Genomic DNA, 22,832 nt, shown 5'->3' with positions numbered 1-22,832 from the left:
ACTACGCTACGCCGTGACCACCTCGCCGTCGACTGCCTCGTTGGTGCCCACGATCATCGGCGGCTTAGGGTTGGCAAAGTCGATGATCAGGCCGATGACGAAGGCCACGAGCACGGGGACAACCCAGCCCAGACCGTCTTCCGCCAGCGGCGCCCAGTCCACGACGTTGCTCAGCGCATCGGCCGCCCAGCCCTGCGCAATGAAGGTCTCGAAGGCGGACCAGATGGTAGCCACCCAGATCGGCACGAACATGGCCCACGTGAAGCGGGTGCGGGAGCGGAACGCCGGCTCGATCAGGGTGACAAAGATCAGGGTGATCGCCGGCGGGTAGAGGAAGCCGATCACCGGGGCGGCGATGGACATGACAAACTCGAGACCCTGGGTGGCGAAGATGATTGAGGTGGCGGTGAAGATCACGGCCCACACCTTGTAGGAGCCGGCGAAGTTCTCAGAGAAGTACTCGGCGGTGGCGGTGATCAGGCCCACGGCCGTGGTCAGGCAGGCCAGCAGCACCACGAGGGAGAAGATGACCTGGCCGGGCTTGCCCATGGTCAGATTGGCGGCGTCAGCCAGCAGGCCGGCTCCGTTGTCGTACTGCTCGGGGTTGGGGATCACGCGGCCGATGCCGGCCAGGCCGAGGTAGATCAGGGCGAGTAGCACGCCCGCGCCGATGCCGGCGGTGATGGTGCCGTTCACGATCTCCTTGCCCTCGGCGTAACCCTTGGCGCGCAGGTTGGAGATGATCACGATGGAAAACGCGAGCGCCGCGATCGAGTCCATGGTGAGGTAGCCCTCGAGTAGGCCGGAGGTGAACGCGCCCTCTGCGTACTGCTCCGCCGGCACGCTCGCATCGGCGTCCCAGCGGGTCAGCGCCACGGAAATCATGATGATCAGCAGCACCACCAGGGCCGGGACCAGGAACTTACCCAGCTTGTCCATGATGGTGGAGGGGTTCCACGCCAGCGCCAGCGCGACGCCGAAGAAGATGACGTTGAATACGCCCGAGGCAACCAGCCCGTCAACGCCCAGCAGCGGCGTGATGGCGGTTTCCATGGACACGGCGCCGGTGCGCGGCAGCGCGTAGAAAGCGCCGATGGACAGGTAGGCCAGCACCGGGAAGAGCACGCCGAAGACGGTGCCGGCGCGCTGCGCCAGGTCGCGCACCGAGGCGCCGGACAGGGCGATGGCGATCACGGCCAGCACCGGCAGCAGCGCACCGGTGCTCAAAAAGCCCAGGATGGCGGGCCAAAAGTTGTCGCCCGCCTGCACGGCGAGCATGGGCGGGAAGATCAGGTTGCCCGCGCCGAAGAACATGGAAAAGAGCGCGAGCGAGGTGATGAGGATCGTCTTGGTGGATCCGGATCTACCCCGCGGAACCGCGGTGGAGCCCATGGGTGCCTCCTTGTAGTGGCCTGTGAGAAACAATTTCGTTCACAGTACCGCCCGTACCCGCCTGCGGGAAACTAATTCCACTAGGTGGAACAAATCTCCTCCACGGCCGCCAGCGGGATGCCCACCCAGTCCGGCCGGTTGTTGGCCTCGTACACCACCTCGTACGCGGCCTTGTCCGCCACATACGCGGCCAGGAGGCCCCCGTCCACCTCGCCGTAACCGAGCTTGAGCTTGTCGACGCACCCCTGGTACCACCCCTCCCGGAATCCCCCGACAGCCCGGGCGTAGCCGAACGAGCGGATCATGCCGGCCAAGTCGCGCGCCGGGACATCGGGCAGGCGACGCTCGGCGAGCGGGCGCGCCGGCTCGCCCTCGAAGTCGATGAGGAACCAGGTGTCCTCGCCCCGCAGGGTCTGCCCCAGGTGAAGGTCGCCGTGCACGCGCTGCACCCGTGCATCCCCATCGGCGAGCGAGCCGTAGAGGGCGCGCAGCCGCCCCTCGTATGGGCGCAGCGCCTCCGCGCGGCGCACGTACGCGTCCAGGTTCGTGTTGAGGCGGTCGCGCACGCGGGCGCCGGAGAGCATCTCGGTGCCGAACTCGGCGGCGAGGGACTCGTGCACGCTGCGCACCGCCGCGCCGAGCTCGTACGCGTCGGCGGGTTCCATGCGGCCCGAGGTGGCCAGCTCGAAGCCGTCTACGCCGCGCACCAGCTCCTGCTGCATCGCCAGCGTGCGGCCCTCGTCGGTGACGTAGCCCGTCACCTTCGCCACGTGCGGGTTGTCGATGCGGCTGAGCAGCTCCACGTCCGGGTTCAGCCCGTCCTCGAGCTTGCGGAACACCTTCACAATGCTCGCGCCCACGATCAGGTTGGTGTTGGACTGCTCGGCGCCCATCGGCCGCGCGCGCCCCGCCTCCAGGCTGCCGTGCACCTCGCCGAGCTCAGGGGCGTGCGCCACGTAGGCAGTGGCGCCGGCGGGGGTGGACAGCGCGTCTCCGGAAGCGTCGACAAGCAACTGGTAAAGCTCCGTGCGGTGCTCGAGCTCGACCCGCACGAGCTGCCAGGTGTACTCGCCGAGCGCGCGCTGCTTCTCGACGCCCACCTCGAGCACCCGCTCCGATTTCGAGGCGAAGAACCGCTCCCGCGTGATGTCGATGGTGTTGTGCATGACGGCTGCCCCTTTTATGAGATGTCGAACCAGAAGAACCCGTGCGGCGCGAGCGTGACCAGCCACGGCAGCTCGCCGATGGCCGGGAACTGCACCCCGCCGGAGAGCTCGCGTGGGACGACACCGTTGTACTGGGACAGCTGCATCTGCACCGGCTGGGGGCGCGAGCTCATGTTGTGCACGCAGAGGATGCGCTCGGTGCGCCCGCCCTCGTCGGTGTACTCGCGGATGAAGGCGAGCACCTGGTCGTTGCCGTGGTCCACTTCGGTGTAGGAGCCGCGTCCGAACGCCCTGTACTGCTTGCGGATGTGCACCAGCGTGCGCACCCAGTGCAGCAGGGAGTTGTCCCGGTTCATCTGGGACTCCACGTTGACGGCGTGGTACCCGTAATTGTCGTTGCGCACCGGCGGCAGGTAGAGGCGCTCGGGGTCCGCGGTGGAGAAGCCGCCGTTGCGGTCGTTGGACCACTGCATCGGGGTGCGCACCCCGTCGCGGTCGGTGAGCCAGATGTTGTCGCCCATGCCAATCTCGTCGCCGTAGTAGAGGAACGGCGAGCCGGGCAGGGACAACAACAGGGCATGCGCCAGCTCGAGGCGGTCGCGGTGCCCGCCGAGCAGCGGCGCGAGGCGGCGGCGGATGCCCACGTTCGCGCGCATGCGCGGGTCGAACGCGTAGGACTTGTACATGTAGTCCCGCTCTTCCTCGGTGACCATCTCCAGAGTCAGCTCGTCGTGGTTGCGCAGGAAGATGCCCCACTGCGCGCTGTCCGGGATCGCCGGGGTCTCGCGAAGGATGTCGATGATCGGCTGCGCCGACTCCTTGTGCAGCCCCATGAAGATGCGCGGCATGACGGGGAAGTGGAACGCCATCTGGCACTCGTCCCCGGTGCCGTCCTCACCTTGGCCGAAGTACTCCACCACCTCGTTTGGCATTTGATTCGCCTCCGCCAGGAGGAAGCGGCCGGGGTACTCTTCGTCGAAAAGCTTCCGCACGCGTTTGATGAACTGGTGGGTCTCCGGCAGGTTCTCCGAGGTCGTGCCCTCGCGCTCGAAGAGGTAGGGGATGGCATCCAGGCGGATGCCGTCCATGCCCAGGTCCAGCCAGAAGCGGATGACGTCGAGGACCTCCTCCTGCACCCGCGGGTTGTCGTAGTTCAGGTCCGGCTGGTGGGAGAAGAAACGGTGCCAGAAGTACTGCTTGCGCACCGGGTCCCACGTCCAGTTCGAGTCTTCCGTGTCGATGAAGATGATGCGGGTGCCGCTGTACTGGGTCTCGTCGTCCGTCCACACGTAGTAGTCGCCGTAGGGGCCGTCCGGATCCTGGCGCGACTGTTGGAACCACTCGTGCTGGTCCGAGGTGTGGTTGATGGGGAAGTCCGTGATGATGCGGATGCCGCGTTTATGGGCTGCGTCGACAAGCGAAACAAAGTCCTCCACCGTGCCGAACTCCGGCAGCACCTTGCGGAAATCCCGGATGTCGTACCCGCCGTCTTTCAGCGGCGAGTCGTAGAACGGGGGGATCCACAGGCAGTCCACGCCCAACCACTGCAGGTAGTCGAGTTTCTCCTCCAAGCCCTTGAGCGTGCCCGAGCCGGTGCCGTCCGGGTCGTAGAACGCGCGGACGAGCACCTCGTAGAACACCGCGTCCTTGTACCACTCCGGGTCAGGCCGCTCCCACGGCTGCTCGACGGGTGCGGGGGGCGTGAAGTCAGAAGCCTGGGGAGTATGGTCCATAGCCCGCTAGCGTAGCCGGACGGCGTCCCCGATGCGGGTGAGCGCCTCCTCCAAAATGGCGGGGCTCGTGGCGAAGTTCAGGCGTGCTTTGTGCTCGCCGCCGGGGCCGAAATCCGCGCCCTCGCTCATCGCTACGCGCGCGTGCTTGAGCAGCCACGCCGCCGGGCGCTCATCGGTGAGCGCGGTATTGCGAAAGTCTAGGAACATCAGGTAGGTGGCCTGCGGGACGTCGAACTCGATGCCCGGCACCGCCTGGGGCAGGTGCTCCGCCAGCCAGATGCGGTTGGCCTCAAGCTGGGCCACCTCCTCGTCCAGGAACTCGCGTCCTAGGTCGTAGCACGCCTCCGCGGCGACGATGCCGAGCGTGCCCACCCCGTCCTTGGCTACGTGGTTGATGGCGTTCCAGCGCCGCACGTCATCTTTGTTGGCGAAGATGATCTGGGCGCACTTCAGCCCCGCCACGTTCCACGCCTTGGAGGTGGCGGTGACCGTGATGCACACGTCCGGGTTTCGCTCTGCGGCGCACACGTGGCGGCCGTCGAACACCAGCGGCGCGTGGATCTCGTCCACGATGACGCGCCCGCCGTAGCGCCGGGCGATGGCGCAAATCTGGTCCAGCTCCTCCGCGTCGAAGATCCACCCGCCCGGGTTGAACGGGTTAGTCACTACGATGCTGCCAGCGCCGTTTTTGAACGCGGCCTCCACCTCCATCAGGTCGAGCCCGTTCAGGGAACCGACGTCAACGCGCTCCCGCCCGGCCGCCTCGGCAATCTCGAGGAAGGGGAAGTAGGCCGGCACCGGCACGATCACGTCGCCCTCGGTGAAGTACTGGATGGCCAGCAGCACGCCGCGCACCACGTCCGCCACCGGGAACACCATTGCCGGGTCCGGACGCCAGCCGTAGCGGTGCTCGTAGAAGTCCGCCACGGAATCGCCTAGGCGGTGGGCGCGCGGGGCGGGCGTGTAGCCGAACATCTCCCGCTCGCAGGCGTCGACGATCGCTCGCTTGACCGCCGGGGCGGTGGGGAAGTCGCTCTCCGCGATGAACAGCGGCAGCACGTCCTCGTCGTACTGCGTCCACTTGCGGGTGCCGCGGGCCTTCAGTGTCTCGATGTCGGGGAACTCCATGCGGCCCACGGTAGCGCGGGCCCGCGGCGGTCCGCTCCTATATATCCGTGTCCCCGGTGTCGGTTTTGTCGGTGTCTTCTGCTTCGTCGGCGTCGTCGGAGGCAGGTTGGCCGTCGTGGAAGCCGAACGCCTTCAGCCGCGCGCGGTCCGCCGCCGAGGAGGACGCCGTGAGCCGCAACAGCTCGGAGTAGATGCCGCCGGATGTGGCCAGCTGCGCCGGCGAGCCGATCTCGTCGATCCGGCCGTCGCGGAGCGTGATGATGGTGTCCACGCCCGCGATGGTGGACAGGCGGTGGGCGATCATGATGGTGGTGCGGCCCTCCATCAGCTCGTCCAGGCCGGCCTGCACGGCGCGCTCGGCCTTGGTGTCCAGCGCGGATGTGGCCTCGTCGAGCACCAGGATCGGGGCGTCTTTGAGCATCGCGCGGGCGACGGCAACGCGCTGCTTCTGCCCGCCGGAAAGGCGCAGGCCCCGCTCGCCGATCACCGTCGCGTACCCGTCGGCGAACTTGGAGATGAACCCGTGGGCGTTGGCCCGCTTCGCCACGGCAACCACCTCATCCATCGTCGCGTCCGGCTTGCCGTAGGCGATGTTCTCAAACACCGTGCCGGAAAACAGCGCCGGCTCCTGGAACACCACGCCGGTGGAGGCCCGCAGGTCCTCCACGCCGAGCTCCGTCACATCACGGCCGCACACCGTGAGCCGGCCGGCGGTAATGGGGTAGAGGCCCAGCAGCAGGTTGACAATGGTGGACTTGCCGCCGCCCGACTCGCCCACCAGGGCAATCTTCTCGCCTTCGCGGGCGGCGAAGGTGACGTCGGCAAGCACCTGCTCCCCCTCGGTGTAGGAGAAGTCCACGTGGTCGAACGCGATCACCGGCTCGCGCACGGGCAGCGCCCGGTGCGCGGCGGTGCTCAAGCGGGGCACGTCCGCGGCGGCGGTTGCGGCCACCAGCTCGGCGTTGGCGGTGGGCTCCACCGGCTCGTCCATCACCTTGAAGTAGTCGCGAGAACCGGCGATGGCGCGCTGCGCGGAATCGACGATCCAGCTCATCATGGTCACCGGCTGGCGGGCCATGGTGGTCATCTGAATGAGCATCACCATCTCGCCGATGGTGAAGAAGCCGTGCAGGGTGCGCAGGAACAAGATGAGGTAGATGCCGAAGAAGATCAGGTTCATGGCCACGCCGCGAGCGGTGTCCATGGAGTGCCACCAGCGCGACTGCGGGCGGGTGATGTCCACCGTGTTGGCGTAGTGGGAGCTGAATTTGTCCAGCTCGCGAGTCTCCGCCACGAAGGACTTCGTCACCTTGACTTGGCCCACCACCTCCGCGAAGCGGCCGTTGCCCTGGTCCACGTTGGCGTTCTTCTCCGATTCGAACTTCTGCCAGCGCTTGGAGGTCAGCGCCGTGAGCCACGTGTAGAGCGGAAACAGCAGCGCGAGCAGCACCGCGAGCGGCCAGTAGTAGTAGCCGGTGATGGCCAAGATGGCCACCACCTGCAGCAGCATCGGCAGGAAGTTGTTGGCGAAGGACTGGATGAACTGCGTGACGTTCGCAATCGAGCGGTCCAGGCGCGCGATGATGGTGCCGGTGACCTGATTATCAAAGTAGCGCTGGGGCAGCGCGAGCAGCTTGGCAAAGTACCGGGTGGACAGGATCTGGCGGAGGCGCGCCACCATCACGTCGCCCAGGTAGCCGGAGACGTTGCGCAGGATGGACGCACCCGCCTCCGCCGCGAAGAGGGCGAACGCGAGCAGCGCTACCCGGCGCACGGACTCGGCACCCGGGGCATCCGCGACGCCGCCCCCGCCGCCCCCGCCGGAGAGGTGCCCGACGATCGTGTCCGTGGCCTCGCGCAGGATGAACGGGGAGACTAGGCCCAGCGCCGCGACCGCGGAAGACACGAGAACCACGGCGAGGTAGAAGGGCCACAGGGCGGAGGCGCTGCGCAAGACTCGGACGAAAGGCTGCATGGCCGCCCACGCTACCGCGGGCTGTAGGATGGCGAGGAACTGTCAACGCCGAGCCGCCCAGCCTCGGCCGACCCATTGGGAGCTGCACCATGACCCACCGCCTCGCCACCACGGTTGTTGCTCTGGCGGTGGCCCTGCCGCTGGCGGCCTGCGCCGGCGCGGAGGATGATGCGGCGGAAAACGCGGCGGACCAAGCCGCGGAGGCCACCGAGGTGTCCGCTACCAGCACGATCGGCCGGCCGCAGGAGACGTTTGAGAAGCAGGAGGCGCCCGCCGCGGTCTCCACCGAGATCCAGGGCGAGCGCGTCAAGGATCCGGCGATGGACCTCTCCTACAAGTGGCAGGGCACTTCCTACGCGCCGAACGGCGGCACAGTGGTGGTAGTGGCGGTGACCAACCAGTCCGACGCGCCGATGCCCGCGGACACCCTGCAGCCCAAGCTGGAGTACAACGCCGGTAACAAGGACATGCGCGAGGCGAAGCCGATGGATGCGGAGGCCGCCGGCGTGGACACGGTCGGCCTCGACCTCCCGCTCGGCCCCGGCGCCACCGCCAACGTCAAGTACGCCTTCGACGTGGCCACCGGCAATCTCTGGGATGCCCGCTTCAGCATCGGCAACGTCACCTTCGAGGGGAACTTGAACAACTAATGGAGCTCGTTGTGCTTGTCGACGACTCCGGGCACCCCGTAGGCACCGCCGAGAAACACGCCGTCCACACCGACCACACCCCGCTGCACCTGGCGTTCTCCTGCTGGGTGCTGGGCGCGGACGGGCGGGTGCTGCTCACGAGGCGCGCCCTGGGCAAAAAGACGTGGCCGGGTGTGTGGACCAACGCGTTTTGCGGCCACCCCGGCCCTGGCGAGGAGACCCAGGCCGCCGTCTACCGCCGCGCGGAGGCGGAGCTGGGGCTCGCACCCGGCTCGCTTGCGTCGCTCGAGCTGGTGCTGCCGGACTTCCGCTACCGCGCGGTGGACGCGTCGGGGACGGTGGAGAACGAGATCTGCCCCGTTTACCTCGCCGTCCTCGCCGAAGACACGGGGAGCGCGGTGGGCGCGCAGCTGCGCCCCAACCCGGACGAGGTGGCCGAGTACGCCTGGGCCGACCCCGTCGGCCTGATCGCCGCGGTGGATAGCGCGCCCTTCGCATTCTCGCCATGGCTGGTGGAGGAGCTCGCCTGCGAGCCGCTGCGCCGCCGCCTCACAGGCACCGAGGCGGGCACCTAGGCAGTGCCGGCCACAGCGCCGAGGCTGCGGCGCTCCACGTGGCCGCCCTCGGCGAATGGCGCCCAGCCCACCTCGCCGGTGCGGAGGAATCGCAGCAGCCACGGGTCTGGGGCGAACAGCGCCGGCAGGTCCTCCGAGTGTCCCAGCGGCGCGCCGCCGGGGCGCACGTGCTCGGCCAGCCACACCGGGCCCGGCGCGCCGGCGGCCACCGCGCGGGCGGGGCGGCGCACGGAGGCGTCGGAGATGCGTTGGCGGGTGCGTCGGAAAGCAAGGCCCTCCCTGTAAAACTCCCCGTCCGCGTACGTGACCACGGTGGGCACCGGAGCGAGCTCAGTCGGGTCGAGCGGATGGGGGCCGAGGGCCATGTCGGTGGGGTAGTGGGCGCGGAAACGCTGGTAGGCGCGGTCCAGCTTGGCGGGGTTGCGCTCCGCGAGCTCGTTGAGCGCCTCGCGGGTAAGCGGGACGCCGAGCGCACCGCGCGCCGCCCACTTCCGCGCCTCGAAGCCGCGGCGGGGGAACGCGGGGGAGATGGCCAGGGCGCGGCGGAACTCGCCCCGGTAGTGGTCGCGGCGCGTCAGCCACAGCGCGAGGGACCCGCCCGCGGACTGGCCAACCACCGTCACGTTGGTGGGGTCCCCGCCGAATGCCTCGATGTTGCGCTGGATCCAGGTCAGCGCCGCGGCGCAGTCCGCCGCCGCGCGGTAGTGCCCCGGTGCGTCGGCCGTGACCGGCAGCATGCCCGGGAACTTCAGCCGGTAGCCCACCCGCACGTGCACCACGCCCGCGGCGGCAACGCCGGTGGGGTTCGACACCAGCTCGGTGTGGCTGCCCTCCTCGAATCGGCCGCCGTGGATCCACACCACCACCGGCAGGTCCGCCATCGCCCGCGCCCCGGCGGGGGTGGTGATGGACAGGGCTGGGGTGGCGGGTGCGTCTGAGGTTGCGTCGATAAGCATGCCCCGCTGCGGCGCAACCGGATCGTCGAAGGGGCGCGCAACGCGCGCGTACGGCACGGAGCGGAAGTGGTTGCACCTCCCGTCGCGCACCCCGATCACGGTGCCGGCGGGGCAGGTGACCTCGGCGGTGCGCGCTGGGGAGCTCATGCGGAACATCGTAACCCCGGCGCGGCGCGCGGCGTTTTATAGAGTGTTCGCATGACCAACCCCCTGCTGGAAGCGTCCGCCCTGCCGTACAACCTGCCGGACTTCGCCGCGATCCGCCTCGAGCACGTCGAGCCCGCCTTCGAGCAGGCGCTCGGCGCGCACGCCCGCGAGATCTCCGACATCCTCACCGAGGCTGAGCCGACGTGGGAGAACACGGTGGAGGCCTTCGAGCTGTCCGGGCGCGACCTGGAGCGCGTGCTGGCCTGGTTCTTCAACCTGCAGGGCACGGACGCCACCGACGAGTTCGACGCCGTGGCGGACCGGATCGTGCCGAAGCTGTCCGCGCACACGGACTCGATTTACCAGAACGAGGAGCTGTACCGCCGGCTGCGGGAGGTGGTCCCCCCCGCGGACGAGGAGTCGCGGCGGCCCCCCGGGCTGCTGCGGCGGCGCTTCGAGCGGCGCGGCGCGAGGCTGGCCGCCGCCGGAAAGACCCGCCTGCAAGAGATCAACCGGCGCCTCTCGGAGCTCTCCGAGCGCTTCGGCCGCAACCTGCTCGCGGACACGCGGGCCCTGGCCGTGCGCTTCGAGCGCGCCGAGCTCGCGGGCCTGGGCGAGGAGCAGCTCGCCGCCTACCGCGAGGAGGACGGCACCTACCTCGTGCCCATCGAGCTGCCCACCACCCAGTCCCTCCAGGCGGAGCTGCAGGAGGCCTCGGCGAGGCGCAAGCTTTTTAACGCCTCCCGCGCCCGCGGTGCCGACTCCAACCGCGACCTCGTTCTCCAGTCCGTCGCCCTGCGCCGCGAGCGCGCGCAGCTGCTCGGCTTCAACTCCCACGCGGATTACGTAATTGCGGAGGAGACCGCCGGTACCGCGGCGGCCGCCCGGGCCCTGATCGCCGACCTCGCGCCGGCCGCCGCCGCCAACGCCGAGGCGGAGCGCAAGCTGGCAGCCGAGCTCGCCGGCCACGACATCGACGGCGCCGACTGGCCCTACTGGCAGGCCCGCCGCCGCGAGGCGGAGCTCGACGTGGACGAGGCCGAGCTGCGCAAGTACTTCCCGCTTGAGCAAGTGATTGTCGACGGCGCCTTCCACGCCGCCAACCTCCTCTACGGCGTGAAGGTGCACAAGCGCGAAGACCTCGCGGGGTACCGCGACGACGTGGACGTGTGGGAGGTCACCGAGGAAGACGGCACCGGCATCGGCCTGCTCTTGACCGACTACGCGGCGCGCCCGTCCAAGCGCGGCGGCGCGTGGATGAGCTCGTTTGTGGACCAATCCACGCTGGCGGGCACCAAGCCGGTGGTGGTCAACGTGATGAATGTAGCCGGCGAGCTGCTGAGCATCGACGAGGTGACCACCGTCTTCCACGAGTTCGGCCACGCACTGCACGGCCTGCTGTCCCACGTGCGCTACCCCTCGATGTCCGGCACCAACGTGCCCCGGGACTGGGTGGAGTTCCCCTCCCAGATCAACGAAAACTACGCCTTCGCCCCCGAGATCGTGCGCAACTACGCCCGCCACGTGGACACCGGCGAGGTGATCCCCGACGCGTTGCTCGACGCGGTGCGCGCCTCGCGCCAGTTCGGCCAAGGCTTCGCTACCGCCGAGTACCTCGCGGCGTCCGCCATCGACCTTGCTTGGCACTCCCTGAGCGCGGCAGACGGGCCGCTGCGGGAGGGACCGGGCGCGATCGAGGCGTTCGAGGCCGAGGCGCTGCGCGAGGTGGGCCTGGACGTGGAAGGCCTGGAGCCGCGCTACCGCTCAACCTGGTTCAACCACATCTTCGCCGGCGGGTACTCTGCCGGCTACTACTCCTACCTGTGGGCCGAGGCCCTGGACGCAGACGGCTTCGAGCTGGTGCAGCGCGAAGGCATCACCCGCGCCACGGGCCAGAAGTTCCGAGACGCGATCCTGTCCAAGGGCGCCTCGCGCGACTACACCGAGGCCTACCGCGCCTTCCGCGGCCGCGACAAGGACACGCGGCCCCTGCTGGTGCGCCGCGGCCTGGCCGGGGTGGATCTGTAAATGGGCTGGCTGCTCGAGCTCAGCCCCTGGCTGCAGCTGCCCATCGTGCTCGCGGTGCTGCTGCCGCCGGCCGGCCTCGTCGCCTGGGCGGGGTTGAAGCTGGTGGACTGGCTGGGTGGCCTCGCCGCCCGGTGGGCTACCCTTGAACACCATGGCTAACCCGGAGGAGTTGCGGCGCCGCGACCAGGAGCTGCCGAAGGCGCAGCGCAAGTACCCGCGCTCGCGCGTCACGCAGGTTATGTGGATCATGATCGCCCTGGTTGTGGTGGCGGCGATCGTTAGCGCGCTCTAGCGCCCGTCCCCGGGCACCGAGCGCGCCGGGCTGGGCCCCGCCGCAGCACCCTCGCCCCAGAACTCGAAAGTAGCAATTCGTTATTCCCCGAAAACACGGCCTTAACGAGCTGCTACTTTCGAGTTCTGGCTGTCCGGGCCGCCGCCTGCCCGCGCCGCGCCGCCGCCGCGCTACGGCCGGCGGGAGGCCTCCGCGACGCGGTGGAAGAGCTCCATGTCGGCGAGGTCCTCGATCAGCACCGCCTCGCCGCCGCCGGTGCACAGCGGGATGCACCAATTGGAGTACTGCGTAGCGTTTGTGCCAGGCTGGTTTTGGATGCGCACGTCACCCACCATGTCCACGAGGTTGGTGCACGTCATGGCGGACGGGGTGGAGGCCACAAAGCGGGTCAGGCCTACCAGGAGGGACTCCACATCCTCGTACTCGCCGAGGTCTTTGTCTAGGAAGTCGACGCGCGCAAGCGGCGTGCCCTCGAACGCGCCCTCCGCCTGCGCGTGGGCGAGCACCTGGCTGATCCACACCGCGTCGGAGGCGTTGAGCTCCTCGAGGGACTCTTTGACCAGGCCGAGCTCGTGGCGCAGGGCGTTGTGGGCGCCCACCATGTAGCCGGCCGTGGGCGGGAGGTCGTGGGTGCCGATGGCGGTGAGGGAGAGGTTGCGGTACTGCTCGCTCGGGCGCGGTGAATTGTCCGGCGGGGTCGACTCGAACCACACCACGGTGGTGCCCAGGATGCCCTTGTCGCGCAGGACCTCCTGCACCCACGGCTCGAAGGTACCCAGGTCCTCGCCCACCACCACGGCGCCGGCGCGCTGCGCCTCGAGGGCGAGGACGCCCACCATGGCCTCGTGGTCGTAGTTCATGTAGGCGCCCTCAGCCGGTGTGCCCATGCGCGGGAGCCAGAACAGGCGGAACAGGCCTAAGACGTGGTCGACGCGGATGCCGCCGGAGTGGCGCAGCACTGTGCGCAGCAGGTCGCGCCAGGGGGCGTAGCCGGACTCCGCCAGGGCCTGCGGGTTCCACGGCGGCTGGGACCAGTCCTGGCCCTGCTGGGAGTACTGGTCGGGCGGAGCGCCCACGGAGGCGTCGGCCACCAGGGAGGCGGCCAGGGTGTGCGCGTCGGCGCCGTCGGGGTGGATGCCCACCGCCAGGTCGGTCATGATGCCGATGCGCATGCCGGCGGCCAGCGCCTGCTCCTGGGCCACGCGGCGCTGCTCGTCGGCGATGAACTGCAGCCACATGTAGAAGCGGGTTGTTTCGGCCAGCTCCTCGCCACCGCCGTGCCGAGTCACCCCGCCGCGCCCCGCAGCCCCCGTAACCTCCGCGGCCTCTGCAGCCAGCGCAGCCTCCGCGGCCAGCGCCGCCTCGGCGCACCAGCGCGCGAAGTCCTCCAGGCCCTCGCCCTCGTCCAGCGCGAACAGCTCGAAGCTGCGGGTGCGCTCTTCGTCCTCGCCGGAGAGGTAGAACAGCTCGCGCAGCACCTGGAGCTTGGCGGCGAAGATGGCGTCCCGCTCAAGCGGGGAGGCGGAGCGGTTCGCGGCCTTCAACGGGGCAGCTAGGGCGGCGACCTCGGCGCGGACGTCGTCAGGCAAACGCCCGAACTCCGGCACGGACTCGACGGAGATGTAGATGGGGTTGACAAACCTGCGCGAGGTGGGCAGGTACGGGGAATCCTCCACGGGCGGGACGGGCTGTGCGGCGTGGACGGGGTTGATCAGCAGGTAGTCGGCACCCTCCGCCGCCACCACCTGCGCCAGGCGCCCGAGGTCCTCGAAGTCCCCGATGCCCCAGGATTGAGCCGAGCGCACGGAGTAGAGCTGCGCCATCACGCCCCACACCGGGTCCTGGATGTAGCGCTGGTTGGTCTCCAGCTGGGCGGGGGTGACAATCAGGGTGCAGGTTTGGGTGAAGTCGTCTGACTCGAGGTGCAGCTCGTGCCAGCCCGCGGGCAGGTCCCCGGGGACGTGGAAGGTAGCCTCGCCCCACACCACGCCGTCGGCGGCGGTGACGGGCGGCGCCCAGTTCTCGTCCTGGTACGCGTCGCGGGAACCGCCGTCCTCCAGGCGGATCCAGCAGTGGGCCGGGTGGCCGTCGTGCACGTGCACGTTGAAGTGGCGCTCCTCGCCCTCTGTGGCCACCACGCAGGGCGGCAGGGGGCGCGTCGCCTGCTCGCGGCGGCGGGCTTCGAGGTAGAAGCGGAGGGTTTCTTCCGAGGGGTCGTCGTCAAGCTCGAGCCCCAATGCGCGGAGCAGCTTCAGAAACGACGTTTCGGGAGGCGCCGTGATCAGGCCGTTCGAGGCGCGGTAGACGGTGCCGAAGCCGTAGGCCTCGGCGAGTTCGAGCAGCAGGTCCCCGTTCATCACAAGTGGCCATTGTGCCAAACGTCCCGCTTCAACGCCGAGCCGTGTGGGGAGTGCGGGGTACAGTTGCCCCTATGCCGTCGAAGACGTATGCAACCGAATCCGGTTTCACCCTGAAAGACACGGACAACTGTCTGCGCCGCCTGATCACCCTGTGCCGCGAGCAGCCGCACCTGGTGCTGTACTACCGGCCGCGCAACTACGAGTGGGTGTCCGTGACCGCGGGCGAGTTCCTCACCGAGGTGTTCGAAGCGGCAAAGGGGCTTATCGCCGCAGGGGTGGAGCCGGGGGACCGGGTGGCTATCTTCTCCAGCACCCGCTACGAGTGGTCCTTGATGGATTTCGCCATCTGGGCCGCCGGCGCGGCGTCCGTGCCGATTTACCCCACCAGTTCCACGCACCAGATCCAGTGGATTTTGGAGGATTCGGGCGCCAAGATCGCGTTCAGCGAGACGCGGGACCACACCCAGCTGCTTGAACCGTTTTTGCCGGACGGCGTGTACAAGAACTCGCGCCTCGAGCGCGTCTACGAATTCAACGCCTCCGGGGTGGAGACGTTGAAGTTCGAGGGGCGCTCGGTGGAGCAATCGCTTGTCGACGCACGGTGGGAGGCCATCCGCCAGCCGGACCTCGCCTCCATCATCTACACCTCCGGCACCACCGGCCGGCCCAAGGGCGTGGAGATCACCCACGGCAACTGGGCGCACCAGTGCTGGGCGCTGCTGGAGAACAAGATCGGCGAGGTGTCCTACCCCGGCCAGCGCATGGTCACCTTCCTGCCGCTGGCGCACGTGCTGATGCGCGCGGTGTCCATCTCCTGGACCATCTCCGGCGCCACCCAGTCGCACTGGTCCGACATCTCCACTTTGACCGTGGAGCTGCAGCGCGTTCGCCCGAACCTGGTGGTGGGCGTGCCCCGCGTGTTTGAGAAGGTGCGCGAGGCTGCCTACAACAAGGCCGCGGACGGCTCGGCCGTGGGCAAGCGCGTCTTCCTGGAGGCGGAGAAGGCCGCCATCGAATATTCCCGCGCGCTGGACACCGAGGCCGGCCCCACCAGGGTGCAGAGGGCCAAGGTGGCGCTGTACGACAAGCTGGTCTACAGCAAGATCAAGGCCGCGGTGGGCGGCTCCGCCTGGTACGGCATCACCGGCGGCTCCGCGATGAGCCAGGACCTGGGTCACTTCTTCCGCGGCATGGGCCTGCCCATCTACGAGGGCTACGGGCTCACCGAGACCTGCGCCGCCTGCTGCGTGAACCACGCCGACGCGCACAAGGTGGGCACCGTGGGCCAGCCGGTGAACGGCTACGCGGTGCGCATCAACGATGACGGGGAGATCGAGTTCTCCGGCCCCGGCGTGATCAGCCGCTACTGGAACAACCCCGAGGCCACCGAGGAGGCCTTCGATGACGGCTGGTTCAACACCGGCGACTTGGGCGAGGTGGACGAGGACGGCTTCGTCTCCATCACCGGCCGCAAGAAGGACCTGATTGTCACCGCCGGCGGCAAGAACATCTCGCCCGGGCCGATGGAGGAGATCATCCGCCAGGACCCGCTGATCTCCAACGCCCTGGTGGTGGGGGACGGCAAGCCGTTCGTTGGCGTGCTGGTCACCCTCGACGAGGAGGAGCTGAAGCGCTGGAAGGCAAACCACAACATCCCGGCCAACCGCAAGCTCTCTGACCTGGCGCAGGACCCGGCCCTGCGCGCGGAGGTGCAGGACGCGGTGAACATGGCCAACGCCACGGTCTCGCGCACCGAGGCCATCAAGAAGTTCCGCATCCTGGACCGGGACCTCTCCGAACAGCACGACGAGATGACCCCGACCATGAAGGTCAAGCGCAACGTGGTGTTCCAGCGTTTCCAGGAGGACATCGACAAGCTGTACCAGCGCTAGATTTCGGCGCGCCTCAAGCCCGCCGCGCCCCCGTTGGCCTAGCATCCGTTTCCGAGCACTTCGCCATGGATTCCACACTTGCTGCAAAGGGGGCGCACGCCATGCACAAAACCGCGGCCGTGCTGCGCCACCGCGAGCTGACGCAGGAGATCTACAACATCGGCGACGAGGTGGCGGAGTACATCGAGCACATCGCGGAGGCGGTGGCGGATTATGACGGCGAGCTGGCAGACGACTGCCTCGCCGAGTTCTCCGAGATCGTGGACGACGCGCGCCAGGACGCCCGCCGCGTGGTCGGCGAGCTGATTGGCCTGCGCCAGGCGCTGACCTCCGGCATGCGCGCCGGGATTCTCTCTGCTTCCGCGCGCGAGGAGGAGAAGGTTCCGGAGCCCGAGCTTCTCGACGCATCCGGGTTGGTCGACCTCTACCCCCTGGAAGCGCCCTACTCCGTGCAGACCATGCACGACTCGCTGACCGGCCGCACCGACTTGGTGGTGCAGCACCTGGGCGAGGTGGTGCAGTACGTGCTGGAGCAGACCGAGATGGTGGCACGCGAGCTCGGCGCGGTGAGCCTGCCGCACCTCTACGCCCGCGCCGGCGAGCTGGTGGAGGCCGCGGCGGAGGGGTGGATCGAGACGGTGTGCGAGGACCACCCGGCGTTCACCCGCACCATGCGCGGCTCCAACCCTCCCGAGTTTTTGGAGGAGCGCGCCCGCATCGACGCGGTGGTGGCCAAGGTGGCGGCCAAGCGGAGCCGCCGCGGCGCCTAGGTATCCATAGGTATCGCCTAGGTGTCCCTAGAATGTCCGCCATGGACAACTTTGGCGTGTACATCCACGTGCCCTTTTGCGCGAGCCGCTGCGGGTACTGCGACTTCAACACCTACACGCCCACGGAGGTAGACACCTCGCACGCCACCTACCTGGAGGCGCTGGGCCGCGAGCTGGAGCTGGCGGCGGCGGGGGCCGAGCTGCCGGAGGCGGACACCGTGTTCATCGGCGGCGGCACCCCGAGCCTTCTGGGGGCGGAGGGCCTAGGCCGCATCCTGGGCATGATCCGCCAGCACATCGGCATCCGCCCGGGCGCGGAGATCACCACCGAGTCCAACCCGGAATCCACCAGCCCCGCCTACTTCGATGGCCTGCTCGACCACGGCTTCACCCGCGTCTCGCTCGGTATGCAGTCCGCCTCGGCCCCGGTGCTCAAGGTGCTGGACCGCCGCCACACCCCCGGGCGGGCCACGGCGGCGGCGAGGGAGGCGCTGGCGGCCGGGTTCGAGCACGTGAACCTTGACATGATCTACGGCACGCCCACGGAAACCGACGATGACGTGCGCGCCACCCTCGAGGCGATCCTGGGTACGGGCGTGGACCACGTCAGCGCCTACTCCCTGATCGTGGAGGATGGCACCGCCATGTCGCGCAAGATCCGCCGCGGTGAGCTGCCCCCGCCGCAGGAGGAGGCCTACGCTTCGCGCTACGAGCTGATCGCGGACACGCTCGAGGCCGCCGGCTACGGATGGTACGAGGTGTCCAACTGGGCCAAGGCGGGCGGGGAGTGCCGCCACAACCTGCTTTATTGGCGAGGCGGCAACTGGTGGGGCGCGGGCCCGGGCGCGTACAGCACCATCGGGGACAGCCGCTTCTTCAACGTCAAGCGCCCCGAGCGCTACGCCGAGACCCTCGCCGCCGGCCGGCTGCCCGTCGCGGAGACGGAGGAGATTACCCCGGAGATCCGCCACTTCGAGGAGGTCATGCTCGGCCTGCGGCTGCGCGAGGGGGTGCGGAGGGGCAGCGTTACGGGGGACGTCGAAAAGCATGCTCGAGCTGGGCTGATCACCGTCGGTGAGCGCATTGCGGTGACGGACAAGGGGCGATTGCTTGTCGACGGCATCGTGACCGACCTACTGGCGTCCGAGTAGCGCGCGGGTACCATTTGCCACTATGAGTGCCGCCGACGCAAGACGCAAAGCCGTGCTGCGCGCCATCGTTGCGGACTACATCGCCAGCCAGGAGCCGGTGGGCTCCAAGTCGCTGGTGGAGCGCCACGGCCTGAAAGTCAGCCCCGCAACCATCCGCAACGACATGAGCGTGCTGGAGCAGCAGGGCTACATCGAGCAGACCCACGCCAGCTCCGGGCGCATCCCCACCGAGGCCGGTTACCGCGCGTTCGTGGACGCGTTGCACGACGTGAAGCCGCTCTCCGCCGCCGAGCGCCGGGCGATGCTCACCTTCCTGGAGAGCGGCGTGGACATGGAGGATGTGCTGCGCCGCTCGGTGCAGCTTCTGGCGCAGCTGACCAACCAGGCCGCCGTGGTGCAGCTGCCCACCCTGAACGTGTCGCGCGTCAAGCACTGCGAGGTGGTTGCGCTCACGCCCACCCGCCTGCTGCTGGTGCTGATCACCGACGCCGGGCGCGTGGACCAGCGCAACGTGGAGCTGGATACGCCGGTGGGCGAGGAGGCGGTGCGCCAGCTGCGCGACGTGCTCAACCAGGTGCTGGTGGGCAAGACCATGCGCGAGGCTGCGGAATCGCTCAGCGCGTTGGCCGCCGGCGCGCCCGCGGACATTGCGCACGCGGCGCAGCGCGCCACGGGCGTGCTGATCGGCACGCTGGTGGAGACGACCTCGGACCGCCTGCTCATCGCCGGCGCCGGCAATCTCACCCTCTACGGCACGGGCGACCTGCACAGCGTGATCGACGCGCTGGAGGAGCAGGTGGTGGTACTGAAGCTCCTGGCCAGCGCGCAGGAACTCGAGCACGTCTCGGTGCGCATCGGCCGGGAGAACGAGGACGAGGAATTATCGCGCGCCGCGGTTGTTACAACTGCATATGGTGCCGGGGCGGAAGCGCTGGGCGGCTTGGGAGTAGTCGGTCCGACGCACATGGACTATCCGGGTACCATTCAGAAAGTTGCGGCGGTGGCCGGCTACATCAGCCGCATTCTCAGCGGCGAGTAGACGCCCGCGGCGCCGCTTGAACCTTGAGACGCGGCAACGTGTAAACGCAGCACAGGTGTGGAAGGGAAAGAGTTACAACCTTGGCTCGGGATTACTACGGCATCCTCGGTGTGGACCGGGAGGCGACGGAGCAGGAGATTAAGAAGGCGTACCGCAAGCTGGCGCGCAAGTACCACCCGGACGTGAACCCGTCCGAGGAAGCGCAGGAGCGGTTCGCCGAGATCTCGCTGGCGCAGGAGGTGCTGCTGGATCCGCAGAAACGCTCGATTGTGGACCGCGGCGGCGACCCGATGGAGCAGGGAGGCGGCGCGCCCGGCGGCTTCGGCGGGGGATTGGGCGACATCTTCGAGGCCTTCTTCGGCGGCGGGGGCACCACCCGCGGGCCTCGCTCGCGAGTGCAGCCGGGCAACGACGCGCTGTTGCGCACCACCATCACCCTCGAGGAGGCGTTCTCCGGCGTGAAGAAGGAGGTGGCGCTGGACACGGCCGTGCTGTGCGAGCAGTGCCACGGCACCGGCTCCGAGTCCGAGTCCGCGCCCGTGACGTGCGACCACTGCGCGGGGACCGGCTCCGTGCAGGAGGTGCAGCAGTCCTTCCTGGGCAACGTGATGACCACCCGGGACTGCCCCAAGTGCCACGGCTACGGCGAGATTATTCAGGACCCGTGCCGCCAGTGCGCGGGCGACGGCCGCGTGCGCGCCACCCGCGACCTCACCGTCAACGTGCCGGCGGGCATCGCCTCCGGCATGCGCATCCGCATGGCCGGCCAGGGCGAGGTGGGCCACGGCGGAGGCCCGGCAGGTGATCTCTACGTGGAGGTGCAGACCGAGCCGCACCCCTACTTCGTGCGCGAGGGCAATGACCTCTTCCTCCAGCTCAACGTGCCGATGTACGACGCGGCGCTGGGCACCTCCGTCACCGTGGAGGACCTGGCGGGCGGCCAGACCCGCATCGACGTGCCCGCCGGCACCCAGCCGGGCGACACGGTGCACCTGCCCGGAGAGGGTATGCCGCTGATCCGCTCGGACCGCCGCGGCGACCTGGTTGCGCACGTCCAGGTCACCGTGCCAACCGAGCTCAGCGGCGCGGAGCGCGAGGCGCTGACCCAGCTGCGCGACGGCTCCCCGCACAACGCCGAGGTGCACACAGACCAGGGCGCGGGCGGGGAGGGCTTCTTCTCCCGCATGCGAGACAGGTTCCGCCGCTAGTGTCGCTGGCCTACTTCCTCACCCCGGACCCGCTTTCCGGCCGGCTCACCGGAGCGGAGGCGCAGCACGCCCACGTGAAGCGGATCGCGCCGGGGGAGAGCATTGTGCTTACCGACGGCGCCGGGCTCACCGCCACCATCACCGTGACCCGCGCCTCCAAGGAGGAGGTGGTGGGCGAGGTCATCGCGCATACCGAAGTGCCCGCGCCCACCCCGCGGGTGACGGTGGTCCAGGCCATCCCGAAATCCGAGCGCGCGGAGTTGGCCGTGGACCTGGCGGTGCAGGCCGGCGCCGACGAGATCGTCCCGTGGATCAGCCACCGCACCATCGCGCGCTGGCCCGAGCAGAAGCAAGCCAAGCAGGTGGAGAAGTGGCAGAACCAGGCGGTGGCCGCGGCGAAGCAGGCGCGGCGGGCGTGGGTGCCGGAGGTGCGGATGCCGGTGGGTACCCGCGAGCTGGGAAGCGTGGACAAGCAAAAGCTCGTCCTCCACGAGGACGCGCAGACCTCGATCAAGGACGTGGCGTTCTCGGACGACATCTGGCTGGTGATCGGCCCCGAGGGCGGCATCGGCGCGGACGAGCTGCAGCTGATCGGCGGCGAGCCGGTGCGGCTGGGCCCGGAGGTGCTTCGCACGGCGAGCGCCGCCTTTGCCGGGCTCTGCGCCATCGGTGCGCTGACCGGGCGCTGGTAGTTTAGGGAGCATTATGGAAGAACTGGTCACCCGCAAGATCGAACTGGACTCCGCGTACGCGCAGTCGGTGCTCGGCATCAACGACGACAACCTGCGGGTGCTCAACCAGCACCACGCCGCGGACGTGCACGCCCGCGGCACCACCGTCACGGTGCGGGGCGCGGAGCGCGACGTGGCCTACGTGCTGCGCGTGCTCGACGAGCTGGAATCGATGGCGAGGCGGGGTGTGCCCATCACCGGCGACACGGTGGTGCACGCCACGCGCATCATGGAAACGGAGGCGCCTGAATCCGTAGCCGAGATCCTCGGTGCCGAGATCGTGGCGCGCAAGGGCAAGGTGATCCGCCCGAAGACGGCCGGCCAGCGCCGCTACGTCGACGCGATCGACGAGAACACGATCACCTTCGGCATCGGCCCCGCGGGTTCCGGCAAGACGTACCTGGCCGTGGCGAAGGCGGTGCAGGCGCTGCAGAACAAAGAGGTCAAGCGGATCATCCTCACCCGCCCGGCCGTCGAGGCGGGGGAGAAGCTCGGTTTCTTGCCGGGCACGCTGTCGGACAAGATCGACCCGTACCTGCGCCCGCTGTATGACGCGCTGCGCGACATGCTGGACCCGGAGATGATTCCCAAGCTCATCGAGGCCGGCATCATCGAGGTCGCGCCCCTGGCCTACATGCGCGGACGCACCCTGTCCGATGCGTTTGTGATCCTGGACGAGGCGCAGAACACCACCGGCGCGCAGATGAAAATGTTCCTCACCCGCCTGGGCTTCGGCTCGAAGATGGTGGTCACCGGCGACGTGTCCCAGGTGGACCTGCCGCGCGGGACCGTCTCCGGCCTGCGCGTGGCCCGGCGCATCCTGGGCGACATCGAGGGCATCTCATTCCAGGAGCTCGCGGCCGAGGACGTGGTGCGCCACCACCTGATCTCTCGCATCGTGGCCGCCTACGACCGCCACGACGCCCAGAACGCGGCCCGCTACGAGAAGCGCCAACGCGACATCGAGCGCGAGCGCGCGGCCGAAGCGGGCGGGGCCGGCGCGGCCATTGCGATCGGAACGGATGCGGAGGAGGAGTAGTGAGCATCGAAGTTCTCAACGAGTCCGGCGAGGCCGACGTCAACGAGGAGATGCTGGTGGATGTCTGCTCCTTCGCCCTGACCGCGATGGACGTCCACCCCGACACGGAGGCCACCATCACCCTGGTGGACGAGACCACCATGGCGGACCTCCACGTGCGCTGGATGGACTTGGAAGGCCCCACCGACGTGATGAGCTTCCCCATGGATGAGCTCACCCCCGGCGGCGGTCGGCCCGACGCGTCCCCGTTCGGGGCCGCCATGTTGGGCGACATCATTTTGTGCCCGGCGTACGACCGGAAGCAGGCCGAGATGGCGGGCCACGACCTGGCCCACGAGATGGCTCTGCTGACGGTGCATGGCGTGCTGCACCTGCTGGGCTATGACCACATCGCGCCGGAGGACGAGCGCGAGATGTTCGCACTGCAGAACGAGATTCTGGCGGACTGGTACGACTCGCTGGCCGCCCGCGGCGTGTCCTACCAGCCGAAGCCCACCGGCCCGCACGCATTCCCCTCGGCAGCGGACCGCGACGAGCTGGACAAGCTGATGCGCTCCCGCGAGGCCGGTGGGGCCGGCGCGGACGGGGCGGGGGAGTAGC

Annotated in this window: 20 protein-coding genes; 13 read left to right on the top strand and 7 right to left on the bottom strand. The window is 68.9% G+C overall.

Going from position 1 to position 22,832, the window contains the following annotated elements; genetic code table 11:
• Positions 1–6: 6 nt before the first annotated feature.
• From brnQ to BN4252_RS01455, 5 genes are all read right to left on the bottom strand, one after another.
• The gene (brnQ, locus tag BN4252_RS01475) at positions 7–1,392 is read right to left on the bottom strand and encodes a branched-chain amino acid transport system II carrier protein (RefSeq protein WP_066524505.1); all 1,386 of its coding nucleotides are present in this window, start codon (positions 1,390–1,392) and stop codon (positions 7–9) included.
• Between the two features lie 80 nt (positions 1,393–1,472).
• Complete coding sequence (locus BN4252_RS01470) at positions 1,473–2,558, bottom strand: phosphotransferase (protein WP_066524500.1); 1,086 nt, start codon at positions 2,556–2,558, stop codon at positions 1,473–1,475.
• A 14-nt stretch (positions 2,559–2,572) separates the two neighbouring features.
• Entirely contained in the window at positions 2,573–4,291 is a 1,719-nt protein-coding gene (treS, locus tag BN4252_RS01465) for a maltose alpha-D-glucosyltransferase (protein ID WP_066524498.1), read from the bottom strand.
• Between the two features lie 6 nt (positions 4,292–4,297).
• On the bottom strand, positions 4,298–5,419 hold the full coding sequence (locus BN4252_RS01460; protein WP_066524493.1) for a MalY/PatB family protein: 1,122 nt from the start codon (positions 5,417–5,419) through the stop codon (positions 4,298–4,300).
• A 37-nt stretch (positions 5,420–5,456) separates the two neighbouring features.
• Positions 5,457–7,394 (bottom strand): ABC transporter ATP-binding protein, encoded by a 1,938-nt coding sequence (locus BN4252_RS01455; protein ID WP_066524491.1) that lies wholly within the window; start codon positions 7,392–7,394, stop codon positions 5,457–5,459.
• Positions 7,395–7,483: 89 nt separating this feature from the next.
• Between BN4252_RS01455 and BN4252_RS01450 the strand changes: the two genes are divergently transcribed.
• Positions 7,484–8,044 (top strand): hypothetical protein, encoded by a 561-nt coding sequence (locus tag BN4252_RS01450; RefSeq protein WP_066524488.1) that lies wholly within the window; start codon positions 7,484–7,486, stop codon positions 8,042–8,044.
• Positions 8,044–8,619 carry an isopentenyl-diphosphate Delta-isomerase gene (idi, locus tag BN4252_RS01445; RefSeq protein WP_066524487.1) on the top strand — a complete coding sequence of 192 codons (576 nt, stop codon included), beginning with the start codon at positions 8,044–8,046 and terminating at the stop codon, positions 8,617–8,619. Before BN4252_RS01450 ends, idi begins: the two co-directional genes overlap by 1 nt.
• On the opposite strand, the gene BN4252_RS01440 is transcribed toward idi, so the two are convergent.
• The gene (locus BN4252_RS01440; RefSeq protein WP_066524486.1) at positions 8,616–9,722 is read right to left on the bottom strand and encodes a carboxylesterase family protein; all 1,107 of its coding nucleotides are present in this window, start codon (positions 9,720–9,722) and stop codon (positions 8,616–8,618) included. The genes idi and BN4252_RS01440 overlap by 4 nt on opposite strands.
• Before the next feature lie 51 nt (positions 9,723–9,773).
• Between BN4252_RS01440 and BN4252_RS01435 the strand changes: the two genes are divergently transcribed.
• From BN4252_RS01435 to BN4252_RS11245, 3 genes are read left to right on the top strand one after another with little or no spacing between them, the layout of a single operon-like run.
• The gene (locus tag BN4252_RS01435; RefSeq protein WP_066524485.1) at positions 9,774–11,750 is read left to right on the top strand and encodes a M3 family metallopeptidase; all 1,977 of its coding nucleotides are present in this window, start codon (positions 9,774–9,776) and stop codon (positions 11,748–11,750) included.
• Positions 11,751–11,909 carry a hypothetical protein gene (locus tag BN4252_RS11155; protein WP_154670150.1) on the top strand — a complete coding sequence of 53 codons (159 nt, stop codon included), beginning with the start codon at positions 11,751–11,753 and terminating at the stop codon, positions 11,907–11,909. It begins immediately after the preceding gene.
• Positions 11,902–12,042: a hypothetical protein gene (locus tag BN4252_RS11245; RefSeq protein ID WP_096877742.1), complete on the top strand. Its 141-nt coding sequence runs from the start codon at positions 11,902–11,904 to the stop codon at positions 12,040–12,042. The genes BN4252_RS11155 and BN4252_RS11245 overlap by 8 nt, the downstream gene beginning before the upstream one ends.
• A gap of 170 nt (positions 12,043–12,212) precedes the next feature.
• Here the strand turns inward: BN4252_RS11245 and malQ are convergent, their stop codons facing one another.
• Positions 12,213–14,399, bottom strand: a complete 2,187-nt coding sequence (malQ, locus tag BN4252_RS01425) for a 4-alpha-glucanotransferase (RefSeq protein ID WP_066524484.1) — start codon at positions 14,397–14,399, stop codon at positions 12,213–12,215.
• 74 nt (positions 14,400–14,473) lie between these two features.
• On the opposite strand from malQ, the gene BN4252_RS01420 reads away from it, so the two are divergent.
• The 8 genes from BN4252_RS01420 to ybeY all read left to right on the top strand — a co-directional run bounded on the left by BN4252_RS01420 (position 14,474) and on the right by ybeY (position 22,831).
• Entirely contained in the window at positions 14,474–16,294 is a 1,821-nt protein-coding gene (locus tag BN4252_RS01420; protein WP_066524483.1) for an AMP-dependent synthetase/ligase, read from the top strand.
• Positions 16,295–16,395: 101 nt separating this feature from the next.
• Positions 16,396–17,064 carry a hypothetical protein gene (locus BN4252_RS01415; protein WP_066524481.1) on the top strand — a complete coding sequence of 223 codons (669 nt, stop codon included), beginning with the start codon at positions 16,396–16,398 and terminating at the stop codon, positions 17,062–17,064.
• Positions 17,065–17,105: 41 nt separating this feature from the next.
• Complete coding sequence (gene hemW, locus BN4252_RS01410; RefSeq protein WP_066524746.1) at positions 17,106–18,215, top strand: radical SAM family heme chaperone HemW; 1,110 nt, start codon at positions 17,106–17,108, stop codon at positions 18,213–18,215.
• Positions 18,216–18,237: 22 nt separating this feature from the next.
• Entirely contained in the window at positions 18,238–19,254 is a 1,017-nt protein-coding gene (hrcA, locus tag BN4252_RS01405; RefSeq protein WP_066524479.1) for a heat-inducible transcriptional repressor HrcA, read from the top strand.
• Between the two features lie 80 nt (positions 19,255–19,334).
• Positions 19,335–20,462, top strand: a complete 1,128-nt coding sequence (gene dnaJ, locus BN4252_RS01400) for a molecular chaperone DnaJ (RefSeq protein WP_066524477.1) — start codon at positions 19,335–19,337, stop codon at positions 20,460–20,462.
• The gene (locus BN4252_RS01395) at positions 20,462–21,154 is read left to right on the top strand and encodes a 16S rRNA (uracil(1498)-N(3))-methyltransferase (RefSeq protein WP_066524475.1); all 693 of its coding nucleotides are present in this window, start codon (positions 20,462–20,464) and stop codon (positions 21,152–21,154) included. Before dnaJ ends, BN4252_RS01395 begins: the two co-directional genes overlap by 1 nt.
• A gap of 13 nt (positions 21,155–21,167) precedes the next feature.
• On the top strand, positions 21,168–22,232 hold the full coding sequence (locus BN4252_RS01390; RefSeq protein ID WP_066524474.1) for a PhoH family protein: 1,065 nt from the start codon (positions 21,168–21,170) through the stop codon (positions 22,230–22,232).
• Entirely contained in the window at positions 22,232–22,831 is a 600-nt protein-coding gene (gene ybeY, locus BN4252_RS01385; protein WP_066524473.1) for an rRNA maturation RNase YbeY, read from the top strand. Before BN4252_RS01390 ends, ybeY begins: the two co-directional genes overlap by 1 nt.
• Position 22,832: the final 1 nt, after the last annotated feature.

Origin of the sequence: Corynebacterium bouchesdurhonense, assembly GCF_900078305.2 — a bacterium.
Lineage (GTDB): Bacteria > Actinomycetota > Actinomycetes > Mycobacteriales > Mycobacteriaceae > Corynebacterium > Corynebacterium bouchesdurhonense.
Note: the sequence above shows the minus strand (reverse complement) of the source record. Positions and strands in the feature narration are given on the sequence as shown.

What these genes read in the sequence shown, in the direction of transcription:
- BN4252_RS01460 (WP_066524493.1), bottom strand. Translation starts at nt 5,419, where the DNA reads ATGGAGTTCCCCGACATCGAGACACTGAAGGCCCGCGGCACCCGCAAG.
- BN4252_RS11245 (WP_096877742.1), top strand. Translation starts at nt 11,902, where the DNA reads ATGGCTAACCCGGAGGAGTTGCGGCGCCGCGACCAGGAGCTGCCGAAG.
- treS (WP_066524498.1), bottom strand. Translation starts at nt 4,291, where the DNA reads ATGGACCATACTCCCCAGGCTTCTGACTTCACGCCCCCCGCACCCGTC.
- BN4252_RS01415 (WP_066524481.1), top strand. Translation starts at nt 16,396, where the DNA reads ATGCACAAAACCGCGGCCGTGCTGCGCCACCGCGAGCTGACGCAGGAG.
- BN4252_RS01435 (WP_066524485.1), top strand. Translation starts at nt 9,774, where the DNA reads ATGACCAACCCCCTGCTGGAAGCGTCCGCCCTGCCGTACAACCTGCCG.
- hemW (WP_066524746.1), top strand. Translation starts at nt 17,106, where the DNA reads ATGGACAACTTTGGCGTGTACATCCACGTGCCCTTTTGCGCGAGCCGC.
- BN4252_RS01440 (WP_066524486.1), bottom strand. Translation starts at nt 9,722, where the DNA reads ATGAGCTCCCCAGCGCGCACCGCCGAGGTCACCTGCCCCGCCGGCACC.
- brnQ (WP_066524505.1), bottom strand. Translation starts at nt 1,392, where the DNA reads ATGGGCTCCACCGCGGTTCCGCGGGGTAGATCCGGATCCACCAAGACG.
- BN4252_RS01390 (WP_066524474.1), top strand. Translation starts at nt 21,168, where the DNA reads ATGGAAGAACTGGTCACCCGCAAGATCGAACTGGACTCCGCGTACGCG.
- BN4252_RS01420 (WP_066524483.1), top strand. Translation starts at nt 14,474, where the DNA reads ATGCCGTCGAAGACGTATGCAACCGAATCCGGTTTCACCCTGAAAGAC.
- BN4252_RS01455 (WP_066524491.1), bottom strand. Translation starts at nt 7,394, where the DNA reads ATGCAGCCTTTCGTCCGAGTCTTGCGCAGCGCCTCCGCCCTGTGGCCC.
- BN4252_RS11155 (WP_154670150.1), top strand. Translation starts at nt 11,751, where the DNA reads ATGGGCTGGCTGCTCGAGCTCAGCCCCTGGCTGCAGCTGCCCATCGTG.
- hrcA (WP_066524479.1), top strand. Translation starts at nt 18,238, where the DNA reads ATGAGTGCCGCCGACGCAAGACGCAAAGCCGTGCTGCGCGCCATCGTT.
- malQ (WP_066524484.1), bottom strand. Translation starts at nt 14,399, where the DNA reads ATGAACGGGGACCTGCTGCTCGAACTCGCCGAGGCCTACGGCTTCGGC.
- BN4252_RS01470 (WP_066524500.1), bottom strand. Translation starts at nt 2,558, where the DNA reads ATGCACAACACCATCGACATCACGCGGGAGCGGTTCTTCGCCTCGAAA.
- idi (WP_066524487.1), top strand. Translation starts at nt 8,044, where the DNA reads ATGGAGCTCGTTGTGCTTGTCGACGACTCCGGGCACCCCGTAGGCACC.
- BN4252_RS01450 (WP_066524488.1), top strand. Translation starts at nt 7,484, where the DNA reads ATGACCCACCGCCTCGCCACCACGGTTGTTGCTCTGGCGGTGGCCCTG.